Consider the following 24811-nt stretch of genomic DNA (forward strand, 5'->3'; position numbering starts at 1 on the left):
ATATTATGAATTTTCAAATGCTTGCAGCATCTGCGGCGCTTGCAACAAGTCTGGCAACCGCAACCTATGCCGAACCGATCAAGGCGTCTGATCCTCAAACCGTGCTTGCCTATTTTCAAGATATTGGCGCTCCTGCCACGTTGACCGAAGACAGCGTGGGCGACCCCATGATCGAGCTTCAATATTACGGCACGACGTTCGTCGTCTTCTTTTATGGCTGCTCGGACAACATCAACTGCAATTCCCTTCAGTTCTATGCTGGCTACACGGCCGAGAACGAGATTTCGCCCGAAGCGATGAACACTTGGAATGCTGACCAGCGCTATGGTCGTGTTTACCAAGATGCCGACGGTCGGAAGAAGCTGGAATACGATATCTATACCGGAAATGCCGGTGTCGATTCAGGTGACTTCGACGAAATGTTCGATATCTGGACCGAACTTGTCAAAAGCTTCGAAGCCCAGCTTTCCTGACCGGCCAACCGGCGCCTGTGTCGTGATGTGAAACTACAATGCGTTCAGTAACTTCGCCGTGGGCCATGCGTCGGCGGGCAAGCCAAGCCTGACCTGCTCTTTCTGGACCGCAGCGCGGGTCATTGCGCCCAGAATGCCATCGACTTTGCCCACATCATGCCCCCGCGCCTGCAGCTTTTTCTGAAGCGCCTTCATCTGCTGGCCGGTGAAAGCCGGATCGGGATTGCCAGCATTATACACCGGTGCCCCTTCCAGCCGCGTAGCGAAATAGGCGGCGGTTGTCACGTAGACGAAGCTTTTGTTCCATTCGAAATACACGTTGAAATTCGGATAGGCGATAAAGGCTGGCCCTTTGCGCCCCTGCGGCAGAAGGATCGACGCCTGCAGGTCAGACGGCCCCAGCGATCCGTGCCGTGGCGACACACCAAGACCCGCCCATTCTGCAACGCTGAGTCTGCTGTTCAGCCCGGTTTTCGACCAATCAAGGTCTTTGGGAACGGTTACCTCTTGCAACCACGGCTCGCCCGCACGCCAGCCCAGTCTGCGCAGCATATTCGCCCCCGACAGCAGCGCATCAGCGGGCGACGTGCGCAGATCAACCGTGCCGTTGCCATCGGCGTCCACGCCCGCTTCGATAATGTCGCCGGGCAACATCTGCACCATGCCGATTTCCCCTGCCCACGCCCCTTTCGAGGTTCTGGGGTTGAAGTTGCCGCGTTCAAACAGCTCGAGCGCGGCAAAGACCTGCGGTTGGAACAGTTCGGGGCGGCGGCAGTCATGCGACAGTGACATGAGCGAGTTCAGCGTGTTGAAGTCCCCCTGCACCGCACCATAGTCGGTTTCAAAGGCCCAGAACGCCGTCAGGACACCCCGGCTGACGCCATAGGTCTGTTCCATCCTGTCAAAGACGCTGGCGTATTTTTTCATCATTGATTTGCCCCGCGCCATCCGGTCGCTGCTGATCAGGCGGCGCGAGAAATCTATGAAGGGTCTCTGAAATATTCCCTGTGCCCGGTCGGCCTTGATCGTCGCGGGATCGTGCCGGACAGATGCGAAGAAGGCGTCGACCGTGGATTGTGAATGCCCGCGATTGATCGCTTCGGCCTTCATCGCGGCGGTGAAACTGTTGAACCCGCCGCCACATTTCACAAGCTGGGCATAGGTCGGCGCGGCGCTGAGAATAATCGCCATTGCGGCGGCGGTCGGGATCTTGGGCATGGTGCAACCTCGTTTGGAACTTGGCGGCAGGTTACCTGAATAGCCTTAGGTGACAACCACAAGCAGCATCACAAATCCGAACATCAGCAACCAACCGGACCACAACAGATCGACAGATTGGTCAATCTCCTTCGGGCCAATGTCGCGCGCGCCCGATGCATTGACCCAAGGAAAGTCCCGCATTTCCCCCTCATAGGATCGTGGGCCGGACAGAGCCACACCCAACGTCGCGGCCATTGCGGCCTCGGGCCAACCAGCATTCGGAGACCGGTGTAAGGGCCCATCGCGACGGATCACACGCCAAGCCGCCCAAGCCCGTCGGCTGATCATGAACAGCAGCGCGGACAACCGTGCGGGTATCCAGTTCATCACATCGTCCAGCCGGGCGGCAAACTTGCCGAACGCCTCGTGGCGCGGGGTGCGATAGCCGATCATGCTGTCCGCCGTATTCACGAGCTTGTAGATCAGGATGCCCGGAAGCCCCGCAACAAGAAACCAGAAGGCAGGCGCAACCAAGCCGTCCGAGAAGTTTTCCGCCGCACTTTCGATGGCACTGCGCGAAATGGCTGGGCCGTCCATCTGCGCCGTGTCCCGCCCGACGATCTGGCTGACTGCGCTGCGCCCTTGTTCCACTGACTGCCGCAGCGAATCCGCCACCGCCTGCACATGCTGTGCCAGCGATTTCTGCGCCAGCAGGATGGCGACCACGATCACCTCGAGCACGCCGCCGAAAGACAGATCTGCGATGACCCAACCGATCATGGCCGCGATCAGACAAAACGCCATGAGGCCCAAGGCCCCATGCGCCATCTGCTTGTCACCCTTGTTGAACGTCTCGTCCAGCCATCCGATTGCACGCCCCATCAGGACAGCCGGGTGTGGCACATGTTTCCAAAGCCACTCTGGTTCACCGAACAGGGCATCCAGAAGCAGGGCCAGAGCAAGGATCAGGGGGGCGCTCACAGCGAACGCTCCAGCTGCGGCCATCCGTGGGCGGGCGGCAGTCCCAGCCTCAGCCACCTGTCGGAATACGGAAAGATACGCGACCAGATGTGTTGATTGGCCAAACGTTGCTGCCAGGACGCTGCGTCGTCGACATCATATAGCCGAAACAGCGTCGCCCCCCCGATCGGTGCGGCACCTTTGCCGGTCATCAACAGGTCCAGCCGCGCGGCATCGGTGGCAAGTCGGGTCCGGGTATCCTTGGCCCAGTCCAGATCTCCCAAAGCCCGCGCCCCAATGGACAGTGCAGGGCCGGACACCTGCCAGGGGCCGATGGTTTCACGCAGTCGGGCAATCAGTACGGGGTCACCGATGACAAAGCCAAGCCGCACCCCCGCCAACCCCCAGAACTTTCCAAAGCTCTTCAGGATCAGGACACCGGGTTTCGTTGCGGCCTGAACATGGCTGGCGTCCGGCGTGACGTCGCAAAAACTTTCATCAATCACTGTGAGGGGCTGATCAAAGTCTGGCTGCGTCCACAGATGGCCGTCAGGGTTGTTCGGATGCACCATCACGCGGGCGTCACCGCTGCCATCCTCGGCAATGGCCCATCCCTGCGCGCGAAAGGCGGCGGCGTGTTCATTGTATGTCGGGCCGGGGATCACGGCCCGACCTGCGCCGCGCAAGCTCGGGATTCGCGCGATCAGGGCCGAGGCGCCGGGGGCAGCCAGAACCGCCGCACCATCGGGCACCGACCAGAACCGCCGCGCGGCGCGCTCAAGCCGTTCGAACGCAGCCTGATCCGGCAGGGTCGCCCATGTGTGATCCGGCAAAGTGCCCACGGGATAGGGCGCGGGGTTGATCCCCGTCGACAGGTCCAGCCAATCGGAACGCGACCCACCATATCGGGCCATGGCGGCATCCAGCCCGCCACCGTGGTCGCGTATCGGGGCCGTCTGGGTCATTCGCTGTCAGGCAACGGCATGTGGCGGGTTACGAAATGCCCTTTCACCGCCTGCGGCCACTCGCGATAGGGCACCTGACCAGACGCGCTTTCTGCATGGGCTTTCGCATAATCGACGACACCCTGAGCGGCCTCGTCGGTTGGGTCGAACTTGCCCAGCGTATAGGCAAGCTTGCCCTCTGCCTGAATGGCGACGTTGCAGCTGTTGTCACATCCCATCAGGCACGACACCCGACGTGTTTTGACTTCTGTCCCCGATGCGCGCTCTTCGATCAGCGCGGCCAGCACCTCGCCGTCGGTCAGAGGGTTGCGGGCTGCATCCCAATCTTCGCGTTTGCAGGTGTCACAGATCGTGATCCAGGTGGTCATGTCGCGCTCCTTGTCCTGTCGGGGTTTGAACCGGAAAATCATGCGAAACACAATGGCGGATGCGGCATCGGGCCGACGCAATGCGGCATTCGCCGGAATGAAGCAGCAGCGCAGTGGGCGACCCGCACAAACCCGGGTGCAAACCTGCTTGCGCCGTGATCTGGCTTCGTTAGGGTCTGGGCATGATCAAGGAAACTGCATCTGCCCCAACCATCGGCGCTGTCGTGTTTGACATCGGAAACGTATTGATCCGATGGCAACCGGAAGATCTGTATGACCAGTGGATCGGGGCCGAGCGCCGTCGACAGATGTTCGCCACCGTGGATTTGCACGCAATGAACGACCGGGTCGACCGGGGCGAGGCATTTCAGCAGGTCATCTATGATTTTGCCGAGCAGAACCCGGCCTATCGCGATGAAATCCGCTGGTGGCACGACCGCTGGCTTGAGATGGCACAGCCTGCCATCGACTTGTCTGTTCAGACGTTGAAAGCGTTGAAGCGCCGCAACATTCCCGTTTTCGCCTTGTCGAACTTCGGTCGGGAACCGTTTGTTCTGGCCGAAGAGAAATTCGAGTTCCTGTCAGATTTCGACCGCCGATACCTGTCGGGCCACATGGGCGTGGCGAAACCCGATGAGCAGATTTACCAGATGGTCGAGGCCGATTGCGGACACGATCCGCAAACGCTTCTGTTCGTCGACGACCGTACTGAAAACATCGCCGCCGCCGCAAAGCGCGGTTGGCAAACCCACCACTTCACTGCGCCACGCAACTGGGCCGATCACCTGATCGCTTGCGGGCTGATAGACAAGGCCGACCTATGACCCCTGCCATGATCCCCTTCGATGCCGAAACTCTGCTGGATTGGCGCGCGCTGACCGATGCAATCTTGCAGGGTCACACCCGCCCGAAAGCCGAGATCGGCGATACCTTCCTGTATCGGGGCGATGACACGATGCTGACCCGGTCCGCCTGGATCGACGGGTTGGGCATTGCGGTCAAGACCGCCAACATCATGCCGGGCAATCCGGCACGGGGCGAGCCGATGATCCATGGCGCGGTGAACCTTTATGACGATGTGACCGGCCTGCTTGATGCCATTGTGGATTTCCATCTGGTCACCAAGTGGAAAACCGCCGGTGACAGTGTGCTGGGCGCGCGACTGCTGGCACGGCCCAACAGCAAGGTGATCCTGATTGTCGGCGCAGGCACGGTGGGGCGCAACCTGCGTGAAGCCTATGGCGCGTTGTTTCCCGATGCCCGGTTCCTGATCTGGAACCGCAGCCCTGACGGCGCCAAGAAATTCGCCTCGGAGTGTGACAAGACCGAAGCCGTCAGTTCGCTTGCCGATGGTGTGGCGCAGGCCGACATCATCACCTCGGCCACCATGACCACCGACCCGCTGATCAAAGGGGAGTGGTTGCAACCGGGCCAGCATCTGGACCTGATCGGCGCCTATCGACCCGACATGCGCGAGGCGGACGATACCGCCCTGACCCGCGCTCGCTTGTTCATGGACAGCCGCGACACGGTGTTGGACCATATCGGTGAATTCAAAGACCCGCTGACGCGCGGCGTGATTGCCCGCGATGACGTGGTGGGGGATCTTTATGACCAGAAGGACGGCGTGTTCACCCGACAACCCGATGACATCACGCTGTATAAAAACGGCGGCGGCGCGCATCTGGACCTGATGACCAGCCGGTATATTCTTGAAGCATGGCGGGCCGTACAGTAGGCCCGCAGTATCCCCCAGAAACAACAAACCCCCGAAGCCAGGCTGCGGGGGTCGTCATGGCGAGCGGTTGACAACCCACTCACCGAAACACTTGGGCGTGATTTACATCATGCCTTCGCGTTGCGCTTTTTTCCGAGCCAGCTTGCGCTGACGGCGAATCGCTTCAGCCTTCTCGCGCGCTTTCTTCTCGGAGGGCTTCTCGAAATGTTGCCGAAGCTTCATTTCGCGGAAGACACCTTCACGCTGAAGTTTCTTCTTCAGCGCACGAAGCGCCTGGTCTACGTTGTTATCGCGAACCGAAACCTGCATGTGGTTGTCACCACCTTTCTAAGTTAGAGTTTGCAGAATTGCAGGAAGCGCTCATCTAACACTCATGACCGCATTTGTCCAGTTCACCCTCACACACGAGGCCCACATATGATCGAGAAAGAGAAAATGCTGGAAGCCGCCATTGCCCACGTCCCCTTCGACGGGTGGAGCGATGCGACCCTGGCCGCCGCCGCGCAGGATTGCGACCTGACCGAGGCCGAGGCCCGCGCCATGTTTCCGCGTGGCGCGCTGGACCTTGCGCTGGCCTATCACCGCAAGGGGGACGAGGATATGGTGGCCCGCCTGACCACGGCCGATCTGGACAACATGCGGTTTCGCGACAAGATCGCGGCAGGCGTGCGGTATCGGCTGGAAGTCGCTGACAAGGAACTGGTGCGCAAGGGCATGGCGTTCTTTGCGCTGCCCCAGAACGCGGGCGACGGGGCGGCTGCGCTGTGGCAGACCTGCGGGTTGATCTGGGAGACATTGGGCGACAGCTCGACCGATCTGAACTGGTATACGAAACGCGCCACACTGTCGGCGGTCTATTCGTCCGTCGTGCTGTTCTGGCTGGGCGATGACAGCGAGGGGCACGCGGCGACATGGGCGTTCCTTGACCGCCGGATCGACGATGTGATGAAGATCGAGAAGATCAAGGGTCAGGCCCGAGAGACCGCACTTTACAAGGCCTTCATGTCCGGGCCGGGCAAGATACTGGATACGATCAAGGCGCCGGGCGGACCGAACCCGAATTATCCCGGCCGCTGGGAACCGGAAGACACAGACAACAAGGCTGGGGGCAAGAATGACTAAAACCATGCGCGCAATCGAGATTACGAAGCCCGGCGGGCCCGAGGTTTTGAAACTCTCAGAACAACCGATCCCGACACCCGGCCCCGGCGACATCCTGATCCGCGTGGCCTTTGCGGGGGTGAACCGCCCCGACGCGCTGCAACGGGCGGGAAGCTATGCCCCGCCCCCGACCGCCAGCCCCCTGCCCGGCCTTGAAGCCTCGGGCGAGGTTGCGGCGCTGGGCGAAGGCGTCACCGAATGGGCCGTGGGCGACAAGGTTTGCGCCCTTCTGCCCGGCGGTGGTTATGCCGAATATGTAACCACCCCTGCCGCCCACGCCCTGCGCGTGCCCGACGGCATGGGTATGAAACAGGCCGCCTGCCTGCCCGAAACCTTCTTCACCGTCTGGTCGAACGTCTTCATGCGCGGTGGGCTGCGGGCGGGCGAGCGGTTCTTGGTTCATGGCGGCAGTTCCGGCATCGGCACGACCGCGATCCAGCTTGCCAACGCCTTCGGTGCGCGGGTTTTCACCACCGCCGGATCAGACGAAAAATGCGCCGTTTGCACCGATCTGGGGGCTGAGCGAGCGATCAACTACAAAGACGAAGATTTTGTTGAGGTGATGAAGCCCGAAGGCGGGCCAAACCTGATCCTCGACATGGTGGGCGGCGACTATATCGCGCGCAACATCAAGGCCCTCGCCGTCGAAGGTCGCATGGTCCACATCGCCTTCCTGTCCGGCCCCAAGGCCGAGGTCAACTTCGCCATGATCATGGCCAAACGCCTAACCGTCACAGGATCAACCCTGCGCCCGCAATCCGACCTTGCCAAAGCCCGCATCGCCGAGGAACTGGCTGACAAGGTCTGGCCGCTGCTGGATGCAGGCCGCGTCGCCCCGGTGATGGACCAGACCTTCCTGCTGGAGGACGCCGCCAAGGCGCATGCACGGATGGAGACCGGCCAGCATATCGGGAAGATCGTGTTGGAGGTTGGGGCGTAGGGTTGGCCTTTATAGCGAGCCACTTGTGTTTACACAGGTGACTTCCTCAGAAAGCGCCTTCATCGGGCCTTCCAGTCTGTTGTGTGCCCTTGGGCCAAGGATTGAGTCTACCCAAAACCCTTGTTCAGATACTCGAGAAAGACGCTCATCCAAACCTTCGCTTCGTCCATAGCAAACTTCGCGGTAAACCGAACTTTGACGATACAATCGTTGACAACACCCAACGCCAGAAGCTGTGATACGCCATCTTGTGACACGGCTTCAGCTCTCAAACGAAAAAGTTGTGGCTGTTCTGTTAACTCGTATGTCTCGAATTCACTCGGCCCCGAACCGTCCTTGGCCATTTTGTCGCGCATATCTCGGGCGGATTGCTTGAAACTGGCAAGTGCCGTTTCAGCCGATATGGTCTCCTTTTCATAGTCATAAAAGAACACCGTAAACTTTGACGAAGGATCAACAAAACTGATCGAATAACCAAGGCCGGGGTTCTCATCTTCATGGATGTGGGATTCGCCCTCGTTCAGATCGCTCAAGACTTGGGGGGCGGCTGCAAAAAGGTCTTTGCAGGATTGAAGGTCCGCCATTGCCGGTCCGCCAGAAACAGCCAAGAACAATCCAAAAACTCTAATCATGTAAACCAACTCCTTTTGGAAATTTATGCTCCCGAATCTTTTTGCTGATAGACATGATGGCAAACCGAACACCATGACCTCATCTCACCGGTTCCAGCAACGCCTTCCCCGCCCGGCAGTCCGTGCGCACGTCGCGGGCGCAGATGCGGGGTTCAAGGTCGCGGGTCAGGCACAGGCGGGCCTCTTGTATGCGGTCGGCGCGGCAGGTGATGGTCAGCATGTCGGGTTTCCAGTCAGGATTGGCTTGCAGGAACGCTTCCTCGACCACCGACGCGGGCAGGCGGACAGGGGAGGTCAGTTTGCGCAGCACCTCGGGCCGGTTCACCATGTTGAACGCCTGTCGGGCAAGGGCATAGTAGTCCTCGGCCTCCAACCCCGCGCAGACGCCGTGCTTTTTCCACTGATACCAGGCCGCCCCGCCTGCGCCGAAAATATCCGCCTGCGCGTTGGTCAGGCTGCGGGATGGCGCGCGCGCCGATGTGCGGCAATAGCTTGGCCAGCCGTCTTCGTATTGCGGCCACAACCCGTGCACGACCCAGCCCAGATCGCGGTCGGGGTCGCATTGTTCGGACCCGCGCGCGTCGCCTTCGACGGCGCACCAGTTGGGCGACCAGCTGAGCGCCAGAACGTAGTAGTCGAAGTCACCTGCCGCCTCGCCATCGGCCCATGCCGAGACCGCGGCGAACAGCCAGAGTATGCCGCCCAAAAGCAGTTGTCGCATTTTGCCTTCCCTCTTGCCTTCTTCCCCCTTATATAGACCCCAAGTTCCCCGACAACGGAAACCCGCCTGAGAAAGTCCACGCGACACAGGCAGCCCAGCCAGGGCGCGGGAAAGTTGTATCCGGGGTCAGTTTCGAAGGAGTGTTCAGATGAGCAAACTGATCATGGCAAAAGCCACCGCTGTTTGGCTGGTGGACAACACGACGATCAGCTTCAAGCAGATCGCGGATTTCTGTGGTCTGCACGAGCTGGAAGTGCAGGGCATTGCGGATGGCGATGTCGCCACCGGCGTCAAGGGCTTCGATCCCGTGGCCAACAACCAGTTGGATCAAGAAGAGATCGACAAGGCCGAGAAGGACCCGCTGCACAAGCTGAAGCAAAAATTCTATGCCGCTGCCGCTGGTGAAGAAAAACGCCGCGGGCCGCGCTATACCCCGCTGTCCAAGCGTCAGGACCGTCCGAATTCGATCCTGTGGCTGGTGAAGTTCCACCCGGAATTGGCCGACAGCCAGATCGCCAAGCTGGTGGGCACCACCAAGCCGACCATCCAGTCGATCCGCGAACGCACCCACTGGAATATCCAGAACATGGAACCGATTGACCCGGTTGCCTTGGGCCTGTGCAAACAAAGCGAGCTGGATCTTGCGGTTCAGAAGGCCGCTGCCAAGAAAGCCAAGGAAGGTGGCGTAATGTCGGATGACGAACGCCGCAAGCTGGTTTCGACCGAGCAGAGCCTTGGCATGGACCCAGAGCCGAAGATCCCCAGCGCCATCGAAGGGCTTGAGACGTTTACTCTGTCAGGCGCGCCAGACGACGAAAAAGAAGAAGCATTGCCCGACGCGGACAGTTTCTTCAATTTGCCGGACAGCGATGACGACGACGACAATTGATCCGATCTGGATTGAGCGAAGCCCCGGCCCGGCGCCGGGGCTTTTTTTGTGGGCTGCACTTTTCTGATCCACCGTTAAGACCCTGTTCACCCTGTTCGCTGATGCTGGCTCTCACACAACAGGTGACTCGGAGAACCGGGGATGAAGATCGAAGATATTCTTGCACAGGAACGGCGCGCCAGAATGGCCGCTGAACGGCTTCTGGCACAGAAACAGGCCGAGTTGACCAATGCGAATCGCGTTTTGTCACAGCACGCGCTGAGCTTGTCAGACGAAATCATCGAAACACGTGTCGCCGTCGAAGAAATCAAAGGCGAGAACTCGCAGGTTCGTGCAGATCTAGAGAAAGCCAATGAAGAGGTGGTGATCGCCAAGCGGCGGCTGTGGGATTCACTGGAAACCATCGAAGACGGATTCGCCGTGTTCGACCAGTCGGACAGGATGATCGCCGCCAACAGCGCCTATCTGGAACCGTTCGACGGGCTAAGCTGCGTGGTTCCGGGCATCCCTTATACAGACATTCTGCACATTGCGACGGATGAAGGGATCGTCGATATCGGCGATATGCGCCCGCTTGCCTGGCGGGACATGATGTTGGACCGCTGGCACGCACCGTCGCGCGATTCAATCGTGCTGCGACTGTGGGACGGTACACATATCAAGATGGTCGACCGACGCTCGCGCGATGGCGATATGGTCAGCCTTGGCCTGAACATCACCGAAACAGTGAAATATCAGGCCGAGCTAAGCGAAGCGCGCCACCGGGCCGAGGCTGCAAACCGCGCGAAGTCAACCTTTCTGGCCAATATGAGCCATGAGATTCGCACACCCATGAATGGTGTTGTCTCGATGGCGGAAATCATGGCCGAAGGCGATCTGGATGACGAGCAGCGTTTGTACGTTGATACGATCCGACAATCTGGCGAGGCTTTGCTGACCATTATCAATGACGTGCTCGACTACTCGAAGATCGAGGCTGCCAAACTGACCTTGCAGCTTGAAGAGTTCGATCTGGAGCGCGTTATTCTGGATGTCGTGACCCTGTTGCATCCCGCCGTGCAGGAAAAAGGCATTCGGCTGATCGTCGATTTTGACCTTTTCATGCCTTCGAAGTTTGTCGGAGATGTCGTGCGGATCCGTCAGATCCTGACAAACCTGATTGGCAACGCCGTCAAATTCACGTCGGAAGGTCATGTATTGGTGCGCGCCATCGGGCTGCCATTAAGTGACAGCGACACGCAGCAGGTTCACATCACCGTCGAAGACAGCGGGATCGGCATACCCGAAGACATGCAGCGTCACATCTTCGGGGAATTCAATCAGGTCGATACGGAACGCAACCGGAAATTCGAAGGAACAGGGCTTGGCCTCGCCATCACGTCTCAGCTGGTTGAGCTGATGGGGGGTGAAATCTGGGTCGACAGTCAAGAAGGCGTCGGATCATGTTTTGGATTTCACATCCCGCTTCCCGTGAAAGAAACCACCGAGCCGCCGCAACTGTCCCGGTGCGCCGGGTGGGTGGTCATGGCGATGGAAGACCACCTGAACCGAGCCATTCTTGAGAAGCGGTTCGAAGCAACCGGGTTGCGCACAAAAACATACGACCCGCTGAGCCCTTCCTGCGCGTCCGTGCAGGGGGCTGCCCTGATACTGGTCGACGAACAGAGCGCCAAAACGCAAACTCAGGACGGAACGCCATTTGTTCAGATGCTGCGCGCCCAGAATCCAACCGCACCAATCATCTTCTTGACCGCACCCAACTCGACCGCAAAGCAAAGCAATAACATCGCCAGCGCCACGCGCGTTTTGCAGCTGCCCCTGACGCGAAGCACGGTGTTTGAAATTATCAACCAGATCGGCGCCCCGCCGTCTGGTCCGGAACCCATTGCAACCCAAGCCGGCAGCGACGCGCCTTTACTGCTGACCACGTCGGACCGAACCGACCTTCGACGGATGCGTGTTCTTGCGGCCGAGGACAACAAGACCAACCAGCTGGTCTTTACAAAGCTGTTGAAAGATCTGGATATCGACCTTCGGTTTGTCAGTAACGGTATCGAAGCGGTCGAAGCGTTTCAGGTGTTTCAACCCGATATCATCTTCATGGACATCTCGATGCCGGAGGTCGACGGCAAGGAAGCCACGCGGCGCATTCGAACGCTGGAGCAGGACCACGGCCTGTCGCGGACCCGTGTTGTCGCCCTGACGGCACATGCGTTGACCGGGGATGATCGCGACATCCTGGCGCATGGGCTGGATCAACACCTGACCAAACCACTCAAGAAACCCGAGATCTTGCACGAGATTCTGACCCATTGCCCGGACGAGGCGCGATGCCCCCTGCCGGGCAGCTGTTGCTAAATCGCGTCGCGCAGAAAGACCAGTTTGTCGCCTTCACTCATGTGCGGCTGATAGGTATAGCCGCCCAGATCAAAGTCTTTCAGGGCTTCCGGATCACGCACGCGATTCTGTACAATGAAACGCGCCATGGACCCGCGCGCTTTTTTCGCGAAGAAGCTGACCACCTTCGGCTCGCCCGACTTCATTTCCAGAAATTGAGGCGTGATCACGCGCAAGCCCAGCGCATCCAGATCGACTGCCGAGAAATACTCGACCGACGCACAGTTAACGAGGATGTTGCTGGAGGTGTTTTCTGCCCTTCGGTTCAGCTCTTTCGCGATCTGGTCGGCCCAGAAATCATACAGGTTTTTGCCCTTCTGGTTTTTCATTCGCGTGCCCATCTCTAACCGATGGGGTGCGATCTGATCCTTAGGACGCAAAAGACCGTAAAGTCCGGACAGAATACATAGGTGCTCCTGCGCGTATCGCAGTTCATCTTCGTCCAGACTCCCGGCATCCAACCCGGCATAGGTGTCGCCTGCAAACATCTCGATCGCCGGTTTCTCGCCCGCTCCACCGCCAAAAGCGGCGAATCTTTCGACATTCAACGCCCCCAGCGCAGGCGAGATGTGCATCAGGCGCTCTAAATCTTTGCTTGTCAGTTCCCGTGCCGTTTGGGCAAGAATATCTGCTTGATCCTGAAAAACAGGGTGTGTTCCGTCTGTCCTTTTGGCAGGTTTTTCGTCCAGCCGTTTGGCTGGCGACACGACAACCAACATGTCATTCCCCTTTTGTCAGTACATCTATGAAAGCGGCGCCAAATCGCTCGGCTTTCTGGTCGCCCATCCCCGAGATGCGGCCCAGTTCGCCGATGGTCATCGGCTTGCGCTCCGCAATCTGGCGCAGGGTGGTGGCTGTCACACTCAGATGTTTTCCGGTCCCATCCTCGCCGCGGGCCAGATCGGTCGCGACAACTTGCAACTGGTCGAACAACCCTCCGGCTGCGCGGCCTGCCAGCTTGCGCCGATGCGGGTGAAGGTCTGGTGTGTCGCCGTTGATAACCTCAAGAAATGCGCGCCCATAGCTTTCCAGCTTCTTGGCGCCGACACCACCGATGCGCGCCATATCATCCAGATCAGAGGGCCGCTTTTCTGCCATTTCGATCAACGTCCGGTCATTGAACACCACATAAGCCGGGACGCGGGCGGCTTCGGCAAGGGCGCGGCGCTTTGCCTTCAAGGCCGACAGGAGTGGCGCATCCTCTTCCGCCACCAGCATCTTGGCTGCAGGTCGGCGGCTTCCAGATTTCAGCGTGTCACGCCTGAGTTCGACCTGCGCTTCACCGCGCAGCACGGGATGCGCCTTTTCCGTGATACGCAATGCACCGTGACGCTCGGGGTCGGGCCGCACCAGATCAAGCCCCAGCATTTGCCGGAATATCGCCTGCCACAGGCGCTTGTCGTGGTCCTTGCCGACACCAAATGTAGGAAGGTCGTCATGGCCTCGGCCCCGGATGCGGTCGGTCGGGTTTCCAAGCAGAATGTCGATCAGATGACCCGATCCAAAATACTCGCCGGTTCGCAAGATGGCCGATAGTGCCTTCATCACGTCAACCGTGCCATCAAACAGATCCGGCGGTGTGGAACACAGGTCGCAATTTCCGCACGGTGCGGTGTCTTCCCCGAAATACGCAAGAAGTTGCTGGCGGCGGCATCCATGTGCCTCGGCCAAACCCAGCAGTGCATTCAGCCGACCATGATCTGCCGCACGCCGTTCGGGGGGTGCCAGACCTTCGTCGATTTGCGACCGCCTGAGCCGGATATCGTCGGCGCCAAACAGGGTCAGCGTATCGGCGGGCGCCCCATCCCGCCCGGCGCGACCGATTTCCTGATAATAGGCCTCGATCGACTTGGGCAGGTCGGAATGGGCCACCCAGCGAATGTCAGGTTTGTCGACGCCCATGCCAAAGGCCACGGTTGCCACGACGATCAACCCGTCTTCCTGTTGAAACTGGCGTTCGACCTCGCGCCGGTCATCCGCTTCCATTCCGCCGTGATAGTGCACCGCCGGGTGGCCCGCGTCGCGCAGCGCCTTGGCCAGCGTTTCGGTGCGCGCGCGGGTGGCGGAATAGACAATGCCGGATTGTCCCTTTCGGGCGGCTGCGAAATTCAGGATTTGGTTGCGGGGGCTGTCCTTGGCGGCGAAAGCAAGGTGGATGTTCGGGCGGTCAAAGCCCCGCAGGAAACTGCGCGGCGGGGTGCCGTCAAACAGCTTTTGCACGATCTCGGCGCGGGTTTCTTCATCTGCGGTGGCGGTGAAAGCGGCAAGAGGCACATCAAGGGCGCGGCGCAATTCCCCGATCCGCAGATAATCCGGCCGGAAATCATGGCCCCATTGGCTGACGCAATGGGCCTCATCGACGGCAATCATCGTGACGCCCGCATTGCGCAACAGATTTAGCGTGCCCCCTGACGCCAACCGCTCAGGCGCCATGTAAAGCAGCTTGAGCGCACCCTGCGACAGCGCATCGAAAACGGTATCCGTTTCGTCCTGCGTGTTGCCTGACGTCAGCGCGCCAGCATCCACCCCCGCCGCCTGAAGCCCGCGCACCTGATCGCGCATCAGGGCAATCAAAGGGGAAATGACCACCGTCACACCATCGCGGATCAGGGCAGGCAGTTGAAAGCACAGCGACTTACCACCGCCGGTTGGCATGATTGCCAATGTGTTTTCGCCACGCGACACGGCCTCGACAATCTCGGCCTGTCCGGGGCGAAATTCATCGAAGCCGAAAACGGATTTCAAAAGGTCCAGATCGCGGGGCATTCTGTGCTGCTCATTATTTTGAGGGCACAATCCCACGCGCGCGGGTTGGGAACAAGGGGATTAGTAGAAGGCCGACGCGTTGTTGATCAGAATGATCCGGATCGCATACAGCGCGATCAGGGCGACCAGCGGCGCAAAATCCAATCCACCCATCTGAGGCAGGAAAGACCGGATACGCGAATAGACTGGTTCCAGCAGCCGGTTCAACCCGTACCAGACCTGCGCCACAATATGTTGCCGCAGGTTCAGAACCTGGAAATTGATCAGCCACGACATCACGATATGCACAATCAGGATGAACCAGGCGATATCCACGATCAGCATCAGGATTTGAAACAGCGACTGCATAAGCGTTCCTTTCGGGTTGTCCGTTCCATCTAGGGAAGGTTGCGGCACAGGGCAAGGGTGACGCGTGGTTTCGATTGACGTTTCCAAAGCTCATGGGCAGGTCAAACACAACCAGAAGGAACCGCCATGTATCCGTTCATCCGCATGACCAAAGAACTGATCATCAACGCACGGGCCAAGCCCCTGCCGATCACCGGCACACATGTCAGCCATCACATGTGCTGGCCATGGGACATCGACCTGTGGCGCGAGTTAAACAATGGGCGCACGCTGACACTCTATGATCTGGGGCGCATTCCGCTGGCCGGGCGAACCGGGCTGTCCCGGATGCTGATCAAGAACCGCTGGGGGTTAACCATGGCGGGGGCATCGGTTCGATATCGCAAAAGGGTGCGCACCTTTGTCCGGATCGAAATGCGTAGCCGCGTGGTGGGCTGGGATGACAGGTTTATCTATGTCGAACAAAGCATGTGGCTGGGCGGGGAATGCGCGAACCAGATCGTATACCGCTCGGCGGTGACGGATCGTAACGGAATCGTGCCCACTGCCCGTGTTGTCGAAGCACTGGGATATGACGGCCCACGCCCCACCTTACCGCATTGGGTGCAGGCCTGGATCGACGCCGACGCTCAAAGGCCGTGGCCACCTGACGCATGACAACACTTGCCCAAGCGCTGGTTTCGCTGTTTGATCATCGAAAACAGGGGGCAGGCATGGCAGAAATTTCAACGCGCAAGCGCATCTGGGGTTGGTTTTGGTTCGATTGGGCCAGTCAACCCTATCACACTCTGCTTCTGACATTCATTTTCGGACCATTCTTCGCAGCAATCGCCACCGAGTATTACATGGGGCTGGGGCTGGCCGAACAAGCCGCAGATGCAAAAGCGCAAAGCATCTGGTCGTGGGGTTTGGCTGCCGCAGGTCTGATTGTCGGGTTTGGTGCGCCGGTCATGGGCGCGCTTGCCGACACCGCGGGGCGTGTCCGCCCGTGGGTGGCCGCCTTCAGTCTTCTTTATGTCATCGGCGCAGGAGCGTTGTGGTGGACCCAACCCGATGGATCGAATCTTTGGGCCATGATGCTGATGTTTGCCGTGGGTTTCATCGGGGCCGAGTTCGCATTGGTCTTTACAAACTCGCAACTGCCCAGCCTTGCCGATCAGGATCAGGTGGGCGAGATTTCGGGCTCGGGCTTCGCCTTTGGTTATATCGGTGGTCTGGTGGCATTGGCGATCATGCTGACGCTGTTCGTCGAACAGCCCAACGGAAAGACGTTGATCGGCCTCACCCCCGGTCTGGGCCTGCTGGATGCAGACGCGCGTGAAGGCACGCGGATTGTCGGCCCGTTTGTTGCGATCTGGTTCGTGGTGTTCATGATCCCCTATGCGCTTTGGGTAAAAGATGTTCCACGCCCGCGGGCAAAACACAGTCTTTCAGGGGCGTTCGCGATCCTTGGTCGAACCGTCCGAGGATTGAAAAACAAGAAAAGCCTTGCTGCCTATCTGGGCAGTTCGATGTTCTATCGCGATGCCCTGAACGGCCTTTACGGGTTTGGCGGGGTCTACGCGAGCCTTGTTCTGAACTGGTCGATTGTCCTGATTGGGATCTTCGGCATCATCTCGGGCCTTGCCGCCGCTGCATTCAGTTGGCTTGGCGGGCGCGTTGATCGCAGGCGGGGGCCAAAGCCCGTGATTATCGGATCGATCCTGATCTTGATGACCGTCTGTTTCTTGATTGTGAACATGACGCGCGAGGCGATCTTTGGCATCGCCTTGCCCGAAGGGTCAAACATCCCGGACATCATTTTCTTCGGTTGCGGCATGTTGATCGGCGGTATGGGTGGCACGTTGCAATCGGCCAGCCGGTCAATGATGGTGCGCCACGCCGACCCTTCGGCTCCAACCGAAAGCTTCGGGCTTTACGGGCTGTCGGGACGGGCGACCGCGTTCATGGCCCCGGCCCTGATCGCATGGTTCACAACGATGACGGGCAGCGCGCGGCTCGGCGTGTCTCCGCTGATCGGGTTGTTTGCACTAGGGCTTTTCCTTTTGATCTGGGTTAAACCAGAAGGTGAGCGGTGAAAGGCAACGAAGTCATGGTTCGAAGGTTCATTCGTGGTTCACTTGTGATCGGCGCGCTGTTGTTTGCCGGAGGCGTTGTGCCTTCGACCAACGCGCTGGCTGATACGCCCGCAAAGCAGTTGTTTGGAGAAAAGCGGGCGGGCTCTGCCCAGAAATCCGCGCCCTATGGGTCTTATGCAAAGGGATGTCTTGCCGGAGGCGAACAGCTTGCACAAAGCGGACCCACCTGGCAGGCCATGCGCTTGTCACGCAATCGAAACTGGGGGCACCCGGAGCTGATTGACTTCGTCAAGGATTTGTCGCGCAAAGCCGCGCGGCAGCCGGGTTGGAATGGTCTGTATGTCGGTGATCTCAGCCAACCCCGTGGCGGTCCGATGCTGTCTGGCCACGCATCGCATCAAATCGGGCTGGACGCGGATATCTGGATGCTTCCGGCCAAGCGGCTGAACCTGTCGGCAAGCCAGCGCGAAAGCATCTCGTCAATTTCAATGCAACGCGCCAAGGGCGCATTCGTCAACAACTCGTGGACGCGCGCGCATCACGAGATTCTGAAAGCCGCTGCAAAAGACAAACGCGTGGCGCGGATATTCGTCTTCCCGGGTGCCAAGGTTCAGATGTGCAAGGACGAGAAGGGCAACCGCAACTGGCTCAGGAAAATTCGCCCGTGGTACGGACATCACTATCATTTCCATGTGCGCCTGAAGTGCCCGAAGGGGATGCGCGGCTGCGTCAATCAAGCGCCGCCACCCCCCGGTGACGGATGTCAGGATGCGGTGAACTGGGTCAATGACATTCTGCATCCGAAACCGCCGCCCCCCAACCCGCCGAAGCCAAGCAAACCGCGTGGCCCACTGACACTTGCCCAACTGCCAGATCAATGCCGCTCCGTCTTGTCGTCGCGCTAGGCGCGCTTGTAACGCTTGTCGGTTTCTTCACCGTAGATCTTGGCGCACAAACAGTGTCCGAGGCCAAATTGCTGTCGGCCACCCGGTGGTATGGCGGCGATGATCCTGTGTTTGGCGGCTTCTCGGCCATAGAGGTCAGCGAAGATGGTGAAACCTTTGTCGCGCTGACCGATCGCGGTCATATCACGCGCGGCCGATTTCTGCGCAAGGACAGCACGATCGAAAAAGTCGCGCATGGTCCGCTGAAAACGCTGACATCACCGCGCGGCGACCCGCTCAGGGGTATATGGACGGACAGCGAAGGTCTGGCAGTGGCACCCGATGGCACGGTCTATGTCAGTTTCGAAATTCGCCACCGCATCGTTGAATACAAGACGGGGCAGAAAAAAGGCCGCGACCTGCCACCGAACCCCGCGACCAGAAAAATGGTTGCCAACTCGGCGCTCGAGGCATTGGCCGTGCAGCCGGATGGCACGATCCTTGTGATCCCGGAAGGAAATGGAAGCCAGAAAACACCGCACCCTGTCTATCGCCTGCGTCCGGGTGCGATGACCTGGGAGAAACCTTTCACCCTTCCGCGCTATCGTCCCTATGTGCCCGTCGGGGCAGATGTTGGACCCGACGGACGCCTCTATGTTCTTGAGCGCCACCTGAGCAGCATCTTTGGATTCACCAATCGCATCCGCCGGTTCGACATGAACGACGACAGCCTAACGAACGAGACCATCTTGCTGCAAACCGAAGTTGGCGCGCATGACAATCTTGAGGGGTTGGCAGTCTGGCAGGATCAGGAGGGGCAGATTCGTTTGACCATGGTGTCAGACGACAATTTCAAGTTCTTTCAGGTCACGGAAATCGTCGAGTACGTTGTGCCTGATGGCGCCGGTGTCAGAACAGAACTCTTGATCACACACGATTGAACCGTTAAACGCAGCCCGTTCCCGGCAGTTGGGGACCAAGTCTCCGCAACCTTGCAAAAACGGACCAACAACATGACCCGTATCCTTCCTGGCGTAATCGCCATGGCCACCATCGTGGTGGCGTCAAATATTCTGGTGCAGCACTTGTTCGGCCAATGGCTGACCTGGGGCGCTTTCACCTATCCCTTCGCCTTTCTTGTCACGGACGTTATGAACCGCGTCTATGGACCGTCGGCTGCACGCAAGGTTGTCTTTGCAGGCTTCGTCACCGGCGTTATCTGCAGCTTCATTGGCACGCAGATCATGGGCGAGTTCGGGCCGTTGGTGACCTTGCGCATCGCCGTGGCGTCCGGCCTTGCTTTCCTGACGGCGCAACTTATGGACGTTGCGATCTTTGATCGTCTTCGGGGCGGCAAATGGTGGCGCGCACCCGTGGCCAGCACCATCATCGGAGGGTCGGTGGACACGGCGATCTTCTTCACCATCGCGTTCGCGGCAAGCCTGTCCTTCATCGAACCCGGCAACGATGTTAGCTGGGCAAACGAGGTGCTGCCCATGCTTGGCAGCGGCCCGAATGCCCCGCTCTGGATGTCGCTCGCGGTGGCCGATTGGCTGGTGAAAATGGCGATTGCACTTGTCGCACTGATTCCATTTCGCCTCATCGTCACGAAACTTTCACCAAATCCTGCGTGAAAAGTTTTGACAAACGCAAAATCTGTGGCAACCTCCTAGATATAGAAACAGCGAGAAAGGAGGTGTCCATGTCAAGAGATACAACGGAGCGAGGTGCCGGGACAATCTAGGTCGCGACTTATCGGGGCAGCCCCCGATCTGGAATGCGGACCATTTTGGCCTTGGCCTAACCGGTCCCACCTCCTTAATTCTCGAAAGGGTCGTCCCAAAGCGGGCGACCCTTTTCTTTTGGCATTTCCGGGATTTCCGTTTTGGATCCAATTCGCTAGGGTGCCGCCATGATCCGTGTGACTGATAATATCACCCTGCAAGACTGGGAGCTAAGTGAAAGTTTCACCCGCAGCTCCGGCCCCGGCGGCCAGAACGTGAACAAGGTCTCCACAGCCGTTGAGCTGCGTTTTGAAGCCGCCAGATCACCCAACCTGACCCAGCCCGTAAAGACCCGGCTGAAGCGGATCGCCGGCCGGAAATGGACCCAGGACGGCGCGATTGTGATCCGGGCGGAAGATACACGCAGCCAAGCGCGCAACCGTGAAATTGCGCAGAACCGGCTTATCGAAATGATCCGCCGGGCGTTGGTTGCCCCCAAGCGTCGCATAGAGACGAAACCTACCTTAGGATCTAAGCTACGCAGGCTGGACGCTAAATCGCGCCGTGGCCAAATCAAAGCCCTGCGCGGGCGCATTGACGACGATTAACCATAGCGGAGCCACTCCAATGTCGGACACCCCCACCCTTCTGCAGCGTCGCGCGCGCCTTCTCGGCCCTAACATGACAACGTTTTACAGCGATCCCGTCCACATCGTGCGCGGCAAAGGTGCTTGGTTGTGGGACGCGGACGGCAACCGGTATCTCGACTGCTACAACAACGTACCGCATGTGGGCCACGCACACCCGAAAGTGGTCGATGCCATCACCCGGCAGGCAGCGACATTGAACACCCACACCCGTTACCTGCACGAGGGGATACTGGATTACGCCGAACGCCTGACCGGCACCATGGATCATGATCTGGATACTATGATCATGGTTTGCACCGGGTCCGAAGCCAACGACATCGCCCTGCGAATGGGCCGTGCGATGACGGGTAAAATTGGCATCATCTGTTCGGACAACACTTATCACGGCAACACCGATCTGGTCAGCCACATGTCAGCAAAACGAACACCCATTGGCGGGCCTGTGGACTGGGTGAAGAAAGTGCCGTCCCCTGATACGCTGTCCCCGCTTGGCGGCAGCGCCGAGGCGCAGGCGCAGGCTTTTGCGGACGAAATCCAGCGCGCGATTGATGAATTGGAGGCTGCGGGTCATGGCTTTGGCACCCTGATCCTCGACCCGTTCTTCGCCAATGAGGGCTTCCCGGATCTGCCCCAGGGGTTCCTTGATCCGACTGTCGCGGTGGTTCGACGCGCGGGCGGTATCATCATCGCGGATGAGGTGCAGCCGGGCTTTGGCCGCACGGGGCGTCATTTCTGGGGGCATCAGCGGATCGGGCTGGCACCGGATATCGTGACGATGGGCAAACCTATGGGCAACGGACACCCGGTCGCTGCAGTCGTCACCCGGCCCGAGATCATGACGGAGTTCCGCACCCGCTTCGGCTATTTCAACACGTTCGGCGGCAACCCGGTCTCGGCCGCTGCCGCGATGGCGGTGCTGGAGGTGCTGGAGGAGGAAAAGCTGGTCGACAACGCGCGCGACACGGGCGACTATGCTTTGGGGCTTCTCAAAGAACTCGACCACCCGATGATCGCGGATGTGCGCGGGGCGGGCATGTTCCTGGGCGTCGAGTTTGCCAAGGACGGCGACACCGAAGCCGCCGCGCCCTTCTGTGCCAAGCTCGTGGACGAAATGCGCAATCGCGGTGTCCTGCTGCACTCGGTCGGGCGGTATTATCACGGTATCAAGATCCGCCCACCCATGTGCTTTGACCGCGCGCAGGCTGACATGTTGGCTGAAACATTAGATGCCGCGCTGAAGGCGATGCCGGTATGAGCGCGTTGAAACAGGCGCTTGAGGCTTGGGGCGCGCAAGACATCCGCATGATCAAGAACCGCGAAAACGTGGTGCACGAGGTGCGCGTTGGCGGCCGCCCTGCGGCGCTGCGCCTGCACCGCCCAGGCTATCAAAGCAAGGACGCGATCCGCTCGGAGCTGGATTGGATGGCCGCGCTGGCAGCCGCCGGAATGCGCGTGCCGGCCCCCATTCCCACCCGCTCCGGCGACACGGTGGCCGATCTGGGCGGTGGGCAGATTGCCACCGTGGTGACATGGGTCGACGGCGCGCCCATCGGTGAAGGCGGCGTGCCGCTGACCGGCAGCGAGGCCGAACAGGCTGCGCTGTATCACAAGGTGGGGGGCGAGATTGCCCGGCTGCACAACCTGACCGACGCCATGACCCTGCCCACGGGCTTCACCCGCCACCGCTGGGACATCCCCGGCCTGTTGGGCGATGATCCGTTCTGGGGCCGGTTCTGGGAAAGCCCGGCCTTGTCGGACGGCGACCGAAGCCTGATCCAACGCGCCCGCGCAGTGGCACATGACCGGGTGACGGCCTTTGCCGATGCGGGCGCCGATTTCGGGCTGATCCACGCCGATGCCCTGCGCGAAAACATCTTCGTCAAGGACGGAGAACTGACCCTGATCGACTTCGACGACGCAGGCTTCGGCTTCCGGCTTTACGACCTTGCGGTGATGATGACCCAGAACGAGGACGAACCCGCCTATGACGCCATCCGCACCGCCGCGCTGGCCGGATACCGCGCCCGCCGCGCGTTAAGCCAGGAGGCGGAAGACCTGCTGCCCCTGTTCATCATGATCCGCCGCTTCGCCTCGATGGGCTGGGCGGTACCGCGATACGACCCAACCGGGCCGGAGGTGGTGAGCTATACGCAGAAAGCGGTGACGGCGGCGCGGAGGGTGCTTGGGGGGTGAGGGGGAGTTTGATGGGTGGAAGTGTTTAATAGATTTGCAGATGGAATTCGCACTCTAAGGTACAAACGTTCTTAGATCGGCTTCAAACCAGCCTCCGTTGTTGGCTAGATCGACTAGTTGTCGGACCAATCTTGCAGCCAAGCAGGATCAAGTTAGAGATATTTGGAGACTCAATTACAGTTTCTTGAAAAAGCAATCCTGCTTTAACTTCCTCCCTTAGCTCCATGAGCAACCGACCGAGTACATTTCTGCCTACAAAACTTCCGTCAGCTTGTAACTTGGCGCCCCAAAAATCTTCGCGCCGAACTTTCTTCTCAACGATTGCCAAGGACCCTGTGCTTAGCAAGGCTTCCGAAAAAAGTTCGTAGTTTTGGACCAGCTTCACACGCAAACACCAACGCATAATTGGAACACGAACGCTCATCCAATCCGCCCTCGAATGAGCATAGTATTTTTTGCTCTTCATCTTAGCAGTCATAGCGCTCGCTTCAGCTAGGATCTCTTTCTGATACTCTGGATTTTCGGGATACCGGAGTGACTGATAAAGCGCTTCTGATGATCTAATCTGCACATTTCCGATCGTCAGCGGAAATCCGGAAGCCATGTTAGACAACGCACCAAACCGTTCGCGTGTTTTGAAGAAAACCGCACTTTGACTTGGTTCATAGTGACGAATTCCAACTTCCGTCTGCATGGGTTCACTCCCACAACTCTTCGAATGCATTCAACAGAGCCGTGTCTGTATTTGTTTTCCTTGGGAACAGTGGATACCAAGGATCTCCCGCCCAATAGACCAACGGCGCGTTATTTGGACAGTTTCTGAATGTAACAAAGGTAGCGCCAAAACCCGGTGTCTCCAATACAGAGTTGCCTAATGGTCGCTGAAATTTATTCAAACCTGGGCATTGCTCTCGAATCCAAACACCATGCTCAAGGAATGCTTGCTCTGTAACATCTCGAGCATCTTTGTCAGGAAATATTTTGTTTCTAGGGTAGGAACCAATTGGCCGCAGCTTCAGATCATGTGTGAATCCATCAAAGTACCCGAGTGCTTTTTCAGGAATAGATGAGGGCCAATACACATTCGAAGATGCAGCCTTGAAGAGACGATTCTCGAGTTCCACAGCTCTCCAAAATTTAAGTACTATCTCTTTCCCTAGGGATTTTGCTTCCCGTTCGATTTCTTGCGCAGCTCGATAACACCCTGATGAATATAGCGCGACCGTAATGACATGAATTTCTGCTTTGGTTGGCGCATCAGGAAGCCATTTCTTCAAGTCTGCGATAACATGCCCGCCGGAAAACAAGCCATCATCTAGATAAATGTATGGACCGTCTTCACACCCACACTCAGCAAACGAAAAACCAAATTGTTTTTTGAGTTCTTCACCCAAAATCGCCAACATCTCTCTTTGACTGCGTCCGCGTCCCTGAATGTCGAGAAAGTTCGCGGTTTCCCAGAACTCTTTAGGCTCCCCACCAACAAGTTTCTCTTGGACCGGTAGGTTTGCCAAAAAATCTTTCGCACTCTGCTTAGAAAAGTATGTTTCTTTAAGAGAAGAGCAAACAGTGTTTAGAATGGAGGCACGAGAGCCTTCATCAAACTGCTCCACCCAACGCTGTACATGTTCGGCGGAAAAATCGAAACCGTCGTCTTCTCTGTAGTCGCCTGCAATATCGACAATTTCGTCAATAGTCTCTCGCATGGAGGTGTTCCTCAATCA

Annotated in this window: 27 protein-coding genes; 15 read left to right on the forward strand and 12 right to left on the reverse strand. The window is 58.7% G+C overall.

Going from position 1 to position 24811, the window contains the following annotated elements; genetic code table 11:
* Positions 1–5: 5 nt before the first annotated feature.
* Positions 6–473, forward strand: a complete 468-nt coding sequence (locus J3R80_RS13370) for a YbjN domain-containing protein (RefSeq protein WP_275394285.1) — start codon at positions 6–8, stop codon at positions 471–473.
* A 33-nt stretch (positions 474–506) separates the two neighbouring features.
* Here J3R80_RS13370 and J3R80_RS13375 read toward each other — a convergent pair whose 3' ends face one another.
* Genes J3R80_RS13375 through J3R80_RS13390 form a run of 4 tightly spaced genes read right to left on the reverse strand, consistent with a single transcriptional unit; the run spans position 507 to position 3966 of the window.
* Positions 507–1691 (reverse strand): lytic murein transglycosylase, encoded by a 1185-nt coding sequence (locus tag J3R80_RS13375; RefSeq protein ID WP_275394286.1) that lies wholly within the window; start codon positions 1689–1691, stop codon positions 507–509.
* A gap of 45 nt (positions 1692–1736) precedes the next feature.
* The gene (gene cbiB, locus J3R80_RS13380) at positions 1737–2654 is read right to left on the reverse strand and encodes an adenosylcobinamide-phosphate synthase CbiB (RefSeq protein ID WP_275394287.1); all 918 of its coding nucleotides are present in this window, start codon (positions 2652–2654) and stop codon (positions 1737–1739) included.
* Positions 2651–3598, reverse strand: a complete 948-nt coding sequence (locus J3R80_RS13385; protein ID WP_275394288.1) for a threonine-phosphate decarboxylase — start codon at positions 3596–3598, stop codon at positions 2651–2653. The genes cbiB and J3R80_RS13385 overlap by 4 nt, the downstream gene beginning before the upstream one ends.
* Positions 3595–3966, reverse strand: coding sequence for a DUF1636 domain-containing protein (locus J3R80_RS13390; protein WP_275394289.1), 372 nt, complete (start codon positions 3964–3966; stop codon positions 3595–3597). The genes J3R80_RS13385 and J3R80_RS13390 overlap by 4 nt, the downstream gene beginning before the upstream one ends.
* Before the next feature lie 182 nt (positions 3967–4148).
* Here J3R80_RS13390 and J3R80_RS13395 point away from each other — a divergent pair, with 182 nt between their 5' ends.
* Together J3R80_RS13395 and J3R80_RS13400 are read left to right on the forward strand one after the other, a co-directional pair.
* A complete protein-coding gene (locus tag J3R80_RS13395) occupies positions 4149–4790 on the forward strand; it encodes an HAD family phosphatase (RefSeq protein ID WP_275394290.1) in 642 nt (213 codons plus the stop codon).
* Entirely contained in the window at positions 4787–5704 is a 918-nt protein-coding gene (locus tag J3R80_RS13400) for an ornithine cyclodeaminase (RefSeq protein WP_275394291.1), read from the forward strand. Before J3R80_RS13395 ends, J3R80_RS13400 begins: the two co-directional genes overlap by 4 nt.
* Before the next feature lie 102 nt (positions 5705–5806).
* Here J3R80_RS13400 and rpsU read toward each other — a convergent pair whose 3' ends face one another.
* The gene (gene rpsU / locus J3R80_RS13405) at positions 5807–6013 is read right to left on the reverse strand and encodes a 30S ribosomal protein S21 (RefSeq protein WP_091427324.1); all 207 of its coding nucleotides are present in this window, start codon (positions 6011–6013) and stop codon (positions 5807–5809) included.
* A gap of 108 nt (positions 6014–6121) precedes the next feature.
* Here rpsU and J3R80_RS13410 point away from each other — a divergent pair, with 108 nt between their 5' ends.
* Complete coding sequence (locus J3R80_RS13410) at positions 6122–6826, forward strand: COQ9 family protein (protein WP_275394292.1); 705 nt, start codon at positions 6122–6124, stop codon at positions 6824–6826.
* A complete protein-coding gene (locus J3R80_RS13415; protein WP_275394293.1) occupies positions 6819–7805 on the forward strand; it encodes an NAD(P)H-quinone oxidoreductase in 987 nt (328 codons plus the stop codon). The genes J3R80_RS13410 and J3R80_RS13415 overlap by 8 nt, the downstream gene beginning before the upstream one ends.
* Before the next feature lie 107 nt (positions 7806–7912).
* On the opposite strand, the gene J3R80_RS13420 is transcribed toward J3R80_RS13415, so the two are convergent.
* Complete coding sequence (locus J3R80_RS13420) at positions 7913–8437, reverse strand: hypothetical protein (RefSeq protein WP_275394294.1); 525 nt, start codon at positions 8435–8437, stop codon at positions 7913–7915.
* 79 nt (positions 8438–8516) lie between these two features.
* Positions 8517–9158, reverse strand: a complete 642-nt coding sequence (locus J3R80_RS13425; protein WP_275394295.1) for a ribonuclease T2 — start codon at positions 9156–9158, stop codon at positions 8517–8519.
* A gap of 148 nt (positions 9159–9306) precedes the next feature.
* Between J3R80_RS13425 and J3R80_RS13430 the strand changes: the two genes are divergently transcribed.
* Positions 9307–10047, forward strand: coding sequence for a cell cycle transcriptional regulator TrcR (locus J3R80_RS13430; protein WP_275394296.1), 741 nt, complete (start codon positions 9307–9309; stop codon positions 10045–10047).
* Between the two features lie 141 nt (positions 10048–10188).
* Positions 10189–12405, forward strand: coding sequence for an ATP-binding protein (locus J3R80_RS13435; RefSeq protein WP_275394298.1), 2217 nt, complete (start codon positions 10189–10191; stop codon positions 12403–12405).
* On the opposite strand, the gene yaaA is transcribed toward J3R80_RS13435, so the two are convergent.
* The 3 genes from yaaA to J3R80_RS13450 are packed head-to-tail and all read right to left on the reverse strand — an operon-like array spanning position 12402 to position 15558.
* Entirely contained in the window at positions 12402–13163 is a 762-nt protein-coding gene (gene yaaA, locus J3R80_RS13440; protein ID WP_275394299.1) for a peroxide stress protein YaaA, read from the reverse strand. The two genes, J3R80_RS13435 and yaaA, sit on opposite strands and share 4 nt — an antisense overlap.
* A 1-nt stretch (position 13164) precedes the next feature.
* Entirely contained in the window at positions 13165–15210 is a 2046-nt protein-coding gene (gene recQ / locus J3R80_RS13445; RefSeq protein WP_275394300.1) for a DNA helicase RecQ, read from the reverse strand.
* 60 nt (positions 15211–15270) lie between these two features.
* Complete coding sequence (locus J3R80_RS13450) at positions 15271–15558, reverse strand: YggT family protein (RefSeq protein WP_275394301.1); 288 nt, start codon at positions 15556–15558, stop codon at positions 15271–15273.
* Positions 15559–15684: 126 nt separating this feature from the next.
* Between J3R80_RS13450 and J3R80_RS13455 the strand changes: the two genes are divergently transcribed.
* From J3R80_RS13455 to J3R80_RS13490, 8 genes are all read left to right on the forward strand, one after another.
* Entirely contained in the window at positions 15685–16215 is a 531-nt protein-coding gene (locus tag J3R80_RS13455; RefSeq protein ID WP_275394302.1) for a thioesterase family protein, read from the forward strand.
* 56 nt (positions 16216–16271) lie between these two features.
* Complete coding sequence (locus J3R80_RS13460) at positions 16272–17636, forward strand: MFS transporter (RefSeq protein WP_275394303.1); 1365 nt, start codon at positions 16272–16274, stop codon at positions 17634–17636.
* A gap of 14 nt (positions 17637–17650) precedes the next feature.
* Complete coding sequence (gene mepA, locus J3R80_RS13465; protein ID WP_275394304.1) at positions 17651–18541, forward strand: penicillin-insensitive murein endopeptidase; 891 nt, start codon at positions 17651–17653, stop codon at positions 18539–18541.
* On the forward strand, positions 18514–19461 hold the full coding sequence (locus J3R80_RS13470; protein WP_275394305.1) for an esterase-like activity of phytase family protein: 948 nt from the start codon (positions 18514–18516) through the stop codon (positions 19459–19461). The genes mepA and J3R80_RS13470 overlap by 28 nt, the downstream gene beginning before the upstream one ends.
* Positions 19462–19533: 72 nt before the next feature.
* Positions 19534–20154, forward strand: coding sequence for a queuosine precursor transporter (locus tag J3R80_RS13475; protein WP_275394306.1), 621 nt, complete (start codon positions 19534–19536; stop codon positions 20152–20154).
* 278 nt (positions 20155–20432) lie between these two features.
* Positions 20433–20852 carry an alternative ribosome rescue aminoacyl-tRNA hydrolase ArfB gene (gene arfB / locus J3R80_RS13480; protein ID WP_275394307.1) on the forward strand — a complete coding sequence of 140 codons (420 nt, stop codon included), beginning with the start codon at positions 20433–20435 and terminating at the stop codon, positions 20850–20852.
* A 19-nt stretch (positions 20853–20871) separates the two neighbouring features.
* Positions 20872–22149, forward strand: a complete 1278-nt coding sequence (locus J3R80_RS13485; protein WP_275394308.1) for an aminotransferase class III-fold pyridoxal phosphate-dependent enzyme — start codon at positions 20872–20874, stop codon at positions 22147–22149.
* Entirely contained in the window at positions 22146–23087 is a 942-nt protein-coding gene (locus tag J3R80_RS13490; protein WP_275394309.1) for a phosphotransferase, read from the forward strand. The genes J3R80_RS13485 and J3R80_RS13490 overlap by 4 nt, the downstream gene beginning before the upstream one ends.
* 82 nt (positions 23088–23169) lie before the next feature.
* Here J3R80_RS13490 and J3R80_RS13495 read toward each other — a convergent pair whose 3' ends face one another.
* Together J3R80_RS13495 and J3R80_RS13500 are read right to left on the reverse strand one after the other, a co-directional pair.
* Positions 23170–23781, reverse strand: a complete 612-nt coding sequence (locus tag J3R80_RS13495) for an NADAR family protein (RefSeq protein ID WP_275394310.1) — start codon at positions 23779–23781, stop codon at positions 23170–23172.
* A gap of 4 nt (positions 23782–23785) precedes the next feature.
* Positions 23786–24793: a hypothetical protein gene (locus J3R80_RS13500; protein ID WP_275394311.1), complete on the reverse strand. Its 1008-nt coding sequence runs from the start codon at positions 24791–24793 to the stop codon at positions 23786–23788.
* Positions 24794–24811 lie beyond the last annotated feature (18 nt).

Origin of the sequence: Aliiroseovarius sp. Z3, from assembly GCF_029105185.1 — a bacterium.
Lineage (GTDB): Bacteria > Pseudomonadota > Alphaproteobacteria > Rhodobacterales > Rhodobacteraceae > Aliiroseovarius.

Excerpts from the sequence above, each read along its gene's own strand:
- J3R80_RS13370 (WP_275394285.1), top strand. The coding sequence starts at position 6 with ATGAATTTTCAAATGCTTGCAGCATCTGCGGCGCTTGCAACAAGTCTG.
- J3R80_RS13375 (WP_275394286.1), bottom strand. The coding sequence starts at position 1,691 with ATGCCCAAGATCCCGACCGCCGCCGCAATGGCGATTATTCTCAGCGCC.
- J3R80_RS13385 (WP_275394288.1), bottom strand. The coding sequence starts at position 3,598 with ATGACCCAGACGGCCCCGATACGCGACCACGGTGGCGGGCTGGATGCC.
- J3R80_RS13390 (WP_275394289.1), bottom strand. The coding sequence starts at position 3,966 with ATGACCACCTGGATCACGATCTGTGACACCTGCAAACGCGAAGATTGG.
- J3R80_RS13395 (WP_275394290.1), top strand. The coding sequence starts at position 4,149 with ATGATCAAGGAAACTGCATCTGCCCCAACCATCGGCGCTGTCGTGTTT.
- J3R80_RS13400 (WP_275394291.1), top strand. The coding sequence starts at position 4,787 with ATGACCCCTGCCATGATCCCCTTCGATGCCGAAACTCTGCTGGATTGG.
- rpsU (WP_091427324.1), bottom strand. The coding sequence starts at position 6,013 with ATGCAGGTTTCGGTTCGCGATAACAACGTAGACCAGGCGCTTCGTGCG.
- J3R80_RS13410 (WP_275394292.1), top strand. The coding sequence starts at position 6,122 with ATGATCGAGAAAGAGAAAATGCTGGAAGCCGCCATTGCCCACGTCCCC.
- J3R80_RS13415 (WP_275394293.1), top strand. The coding sequence starts at position 6,819 with ATGACTAAAACCATGCGCGCAATCGAGATTACGAAGCCCGGCGGGCCC.
- J3R80_RS13420 (WP_275394294.1), bottom strand. The coding sequence starts at position 8,437 with ATGATTAGAGTTTTTGGATTGTTCTTGGCTGTTTCTGGCGGACCGGCA.
- J3R80_RS13425 (WP_275394295.1), bottom strand. The coding sequence starts at position 9,158 with ATGCGACAACTGCTTTTGGGCGGCATACTCTGGCTGTTCGCCGCGGTC.
- J3R80_RS13430 (WP_275394296.1), top strand. The coding sequence starts at position 9,307 with ATGAGCAAACTGATCATGGCAAAAGCCACCGCTGTTTGGCTGGTGGAC.
- J3R80_RS13435 (WP_275394298.1), top strand. The coding sequence starts at position 10,189 with ATGAAGATCGAAGATATTCTTGCACAGGAACGGCGCGCCAGAATGGCC.
- yaaA (WP_275394299.1), bottom strand. The coding sequence starts at position 13,163 with ATGTTGGTTGTCGTGTCGCCAGCCAAACGGCTGGACGAAAAACCTGCC.
- recQ (WP_275394300.1), bottom strand. The coding sequence starts at position 15,210 with ATGCCCCGCGATCTGGACCTTTTGAAATCCGTTTTCGGCTTCGATGAA.
- J3R80_RS13450 (WP_275394301.1), bottom strand. The coding sequence starts at position 15,558 with ATGCAGTCGCTGTTTCAAATCCTGATGCTGATCGTGGATATCGCCTGG.
- J3R80_RS13455 (WP_275394302.1), top strand. The coding sequence starts at position 15,685 with ATGTATCCGTTCATCCGCATGACCAAAGAACTGATCATCAACGCACGG.
- J3R80_RS13460 (WP_275394303.1), top strand. The coding sequence starts at position 16,272 with ATGGCAGAAATTTCAACGCGCAAGCGCATCTGGGGTTGGTTTTGGTTC.
- mepA (WP_275394304.1), top strand. The coding sequence starts at position 17,651 with ATGGTTCGAAGGTTCATTCGTGGTTCACTTGTGATCGGCGCGCTGTTG.
- J3R80_RS13470 (WP_275394305.1), top strand. The coding sequence starts at position 18,514 with ATGCCGCTCCGTCTTGTCGTCGCGCTAGGCGCGCTTGTAACGCTTGTC.
- J3R80_RS13475 (WP_275394306.1), top strand. The coding sequence starts at position 19,534 with ATGACCCGTATCCTTCCTGGCGTAATCGCCATGGCCACCATCGTGGTG.
- arfB (WP_275394307.1), top strand. The coding sequence starts at position 20,433 with ATGATCCGTGTGACTGATAATATCACCCTGCAAGACTGGGAGCTAAGT.
- J3R80_RS13485 (WP_275394308.1), top strand. The coding sequence starts at position 20,872 with ATGTCGGACACCCCCACCCTTCTGCAGCGTCGCGCGCGCCTTCTCGGC.
- J3R80_RS13490 (WP_275394309.1), top strand. The coding sequence starts at position 22,146 with ATGAGCGCGTTGAAACAGGCGCTTGAGGCTTGGGGCGCGCAAGACATC.
- J3R80_RS13495 (WP_275394310.1), bottom strand. The coding sequence starts at position 23,781 with ATGCAGACGGAAGTTGGAATTCGTCACTATGAACCAAGTCAAAGTGCG.
- J3R80_RS13500 (WP_275394311.1), bottom strand. The coding sequence starts at position 24,793 with ATGCGAGAGACTATTGACGAAATTGTCGATATTGCAGGCGACTACAGA.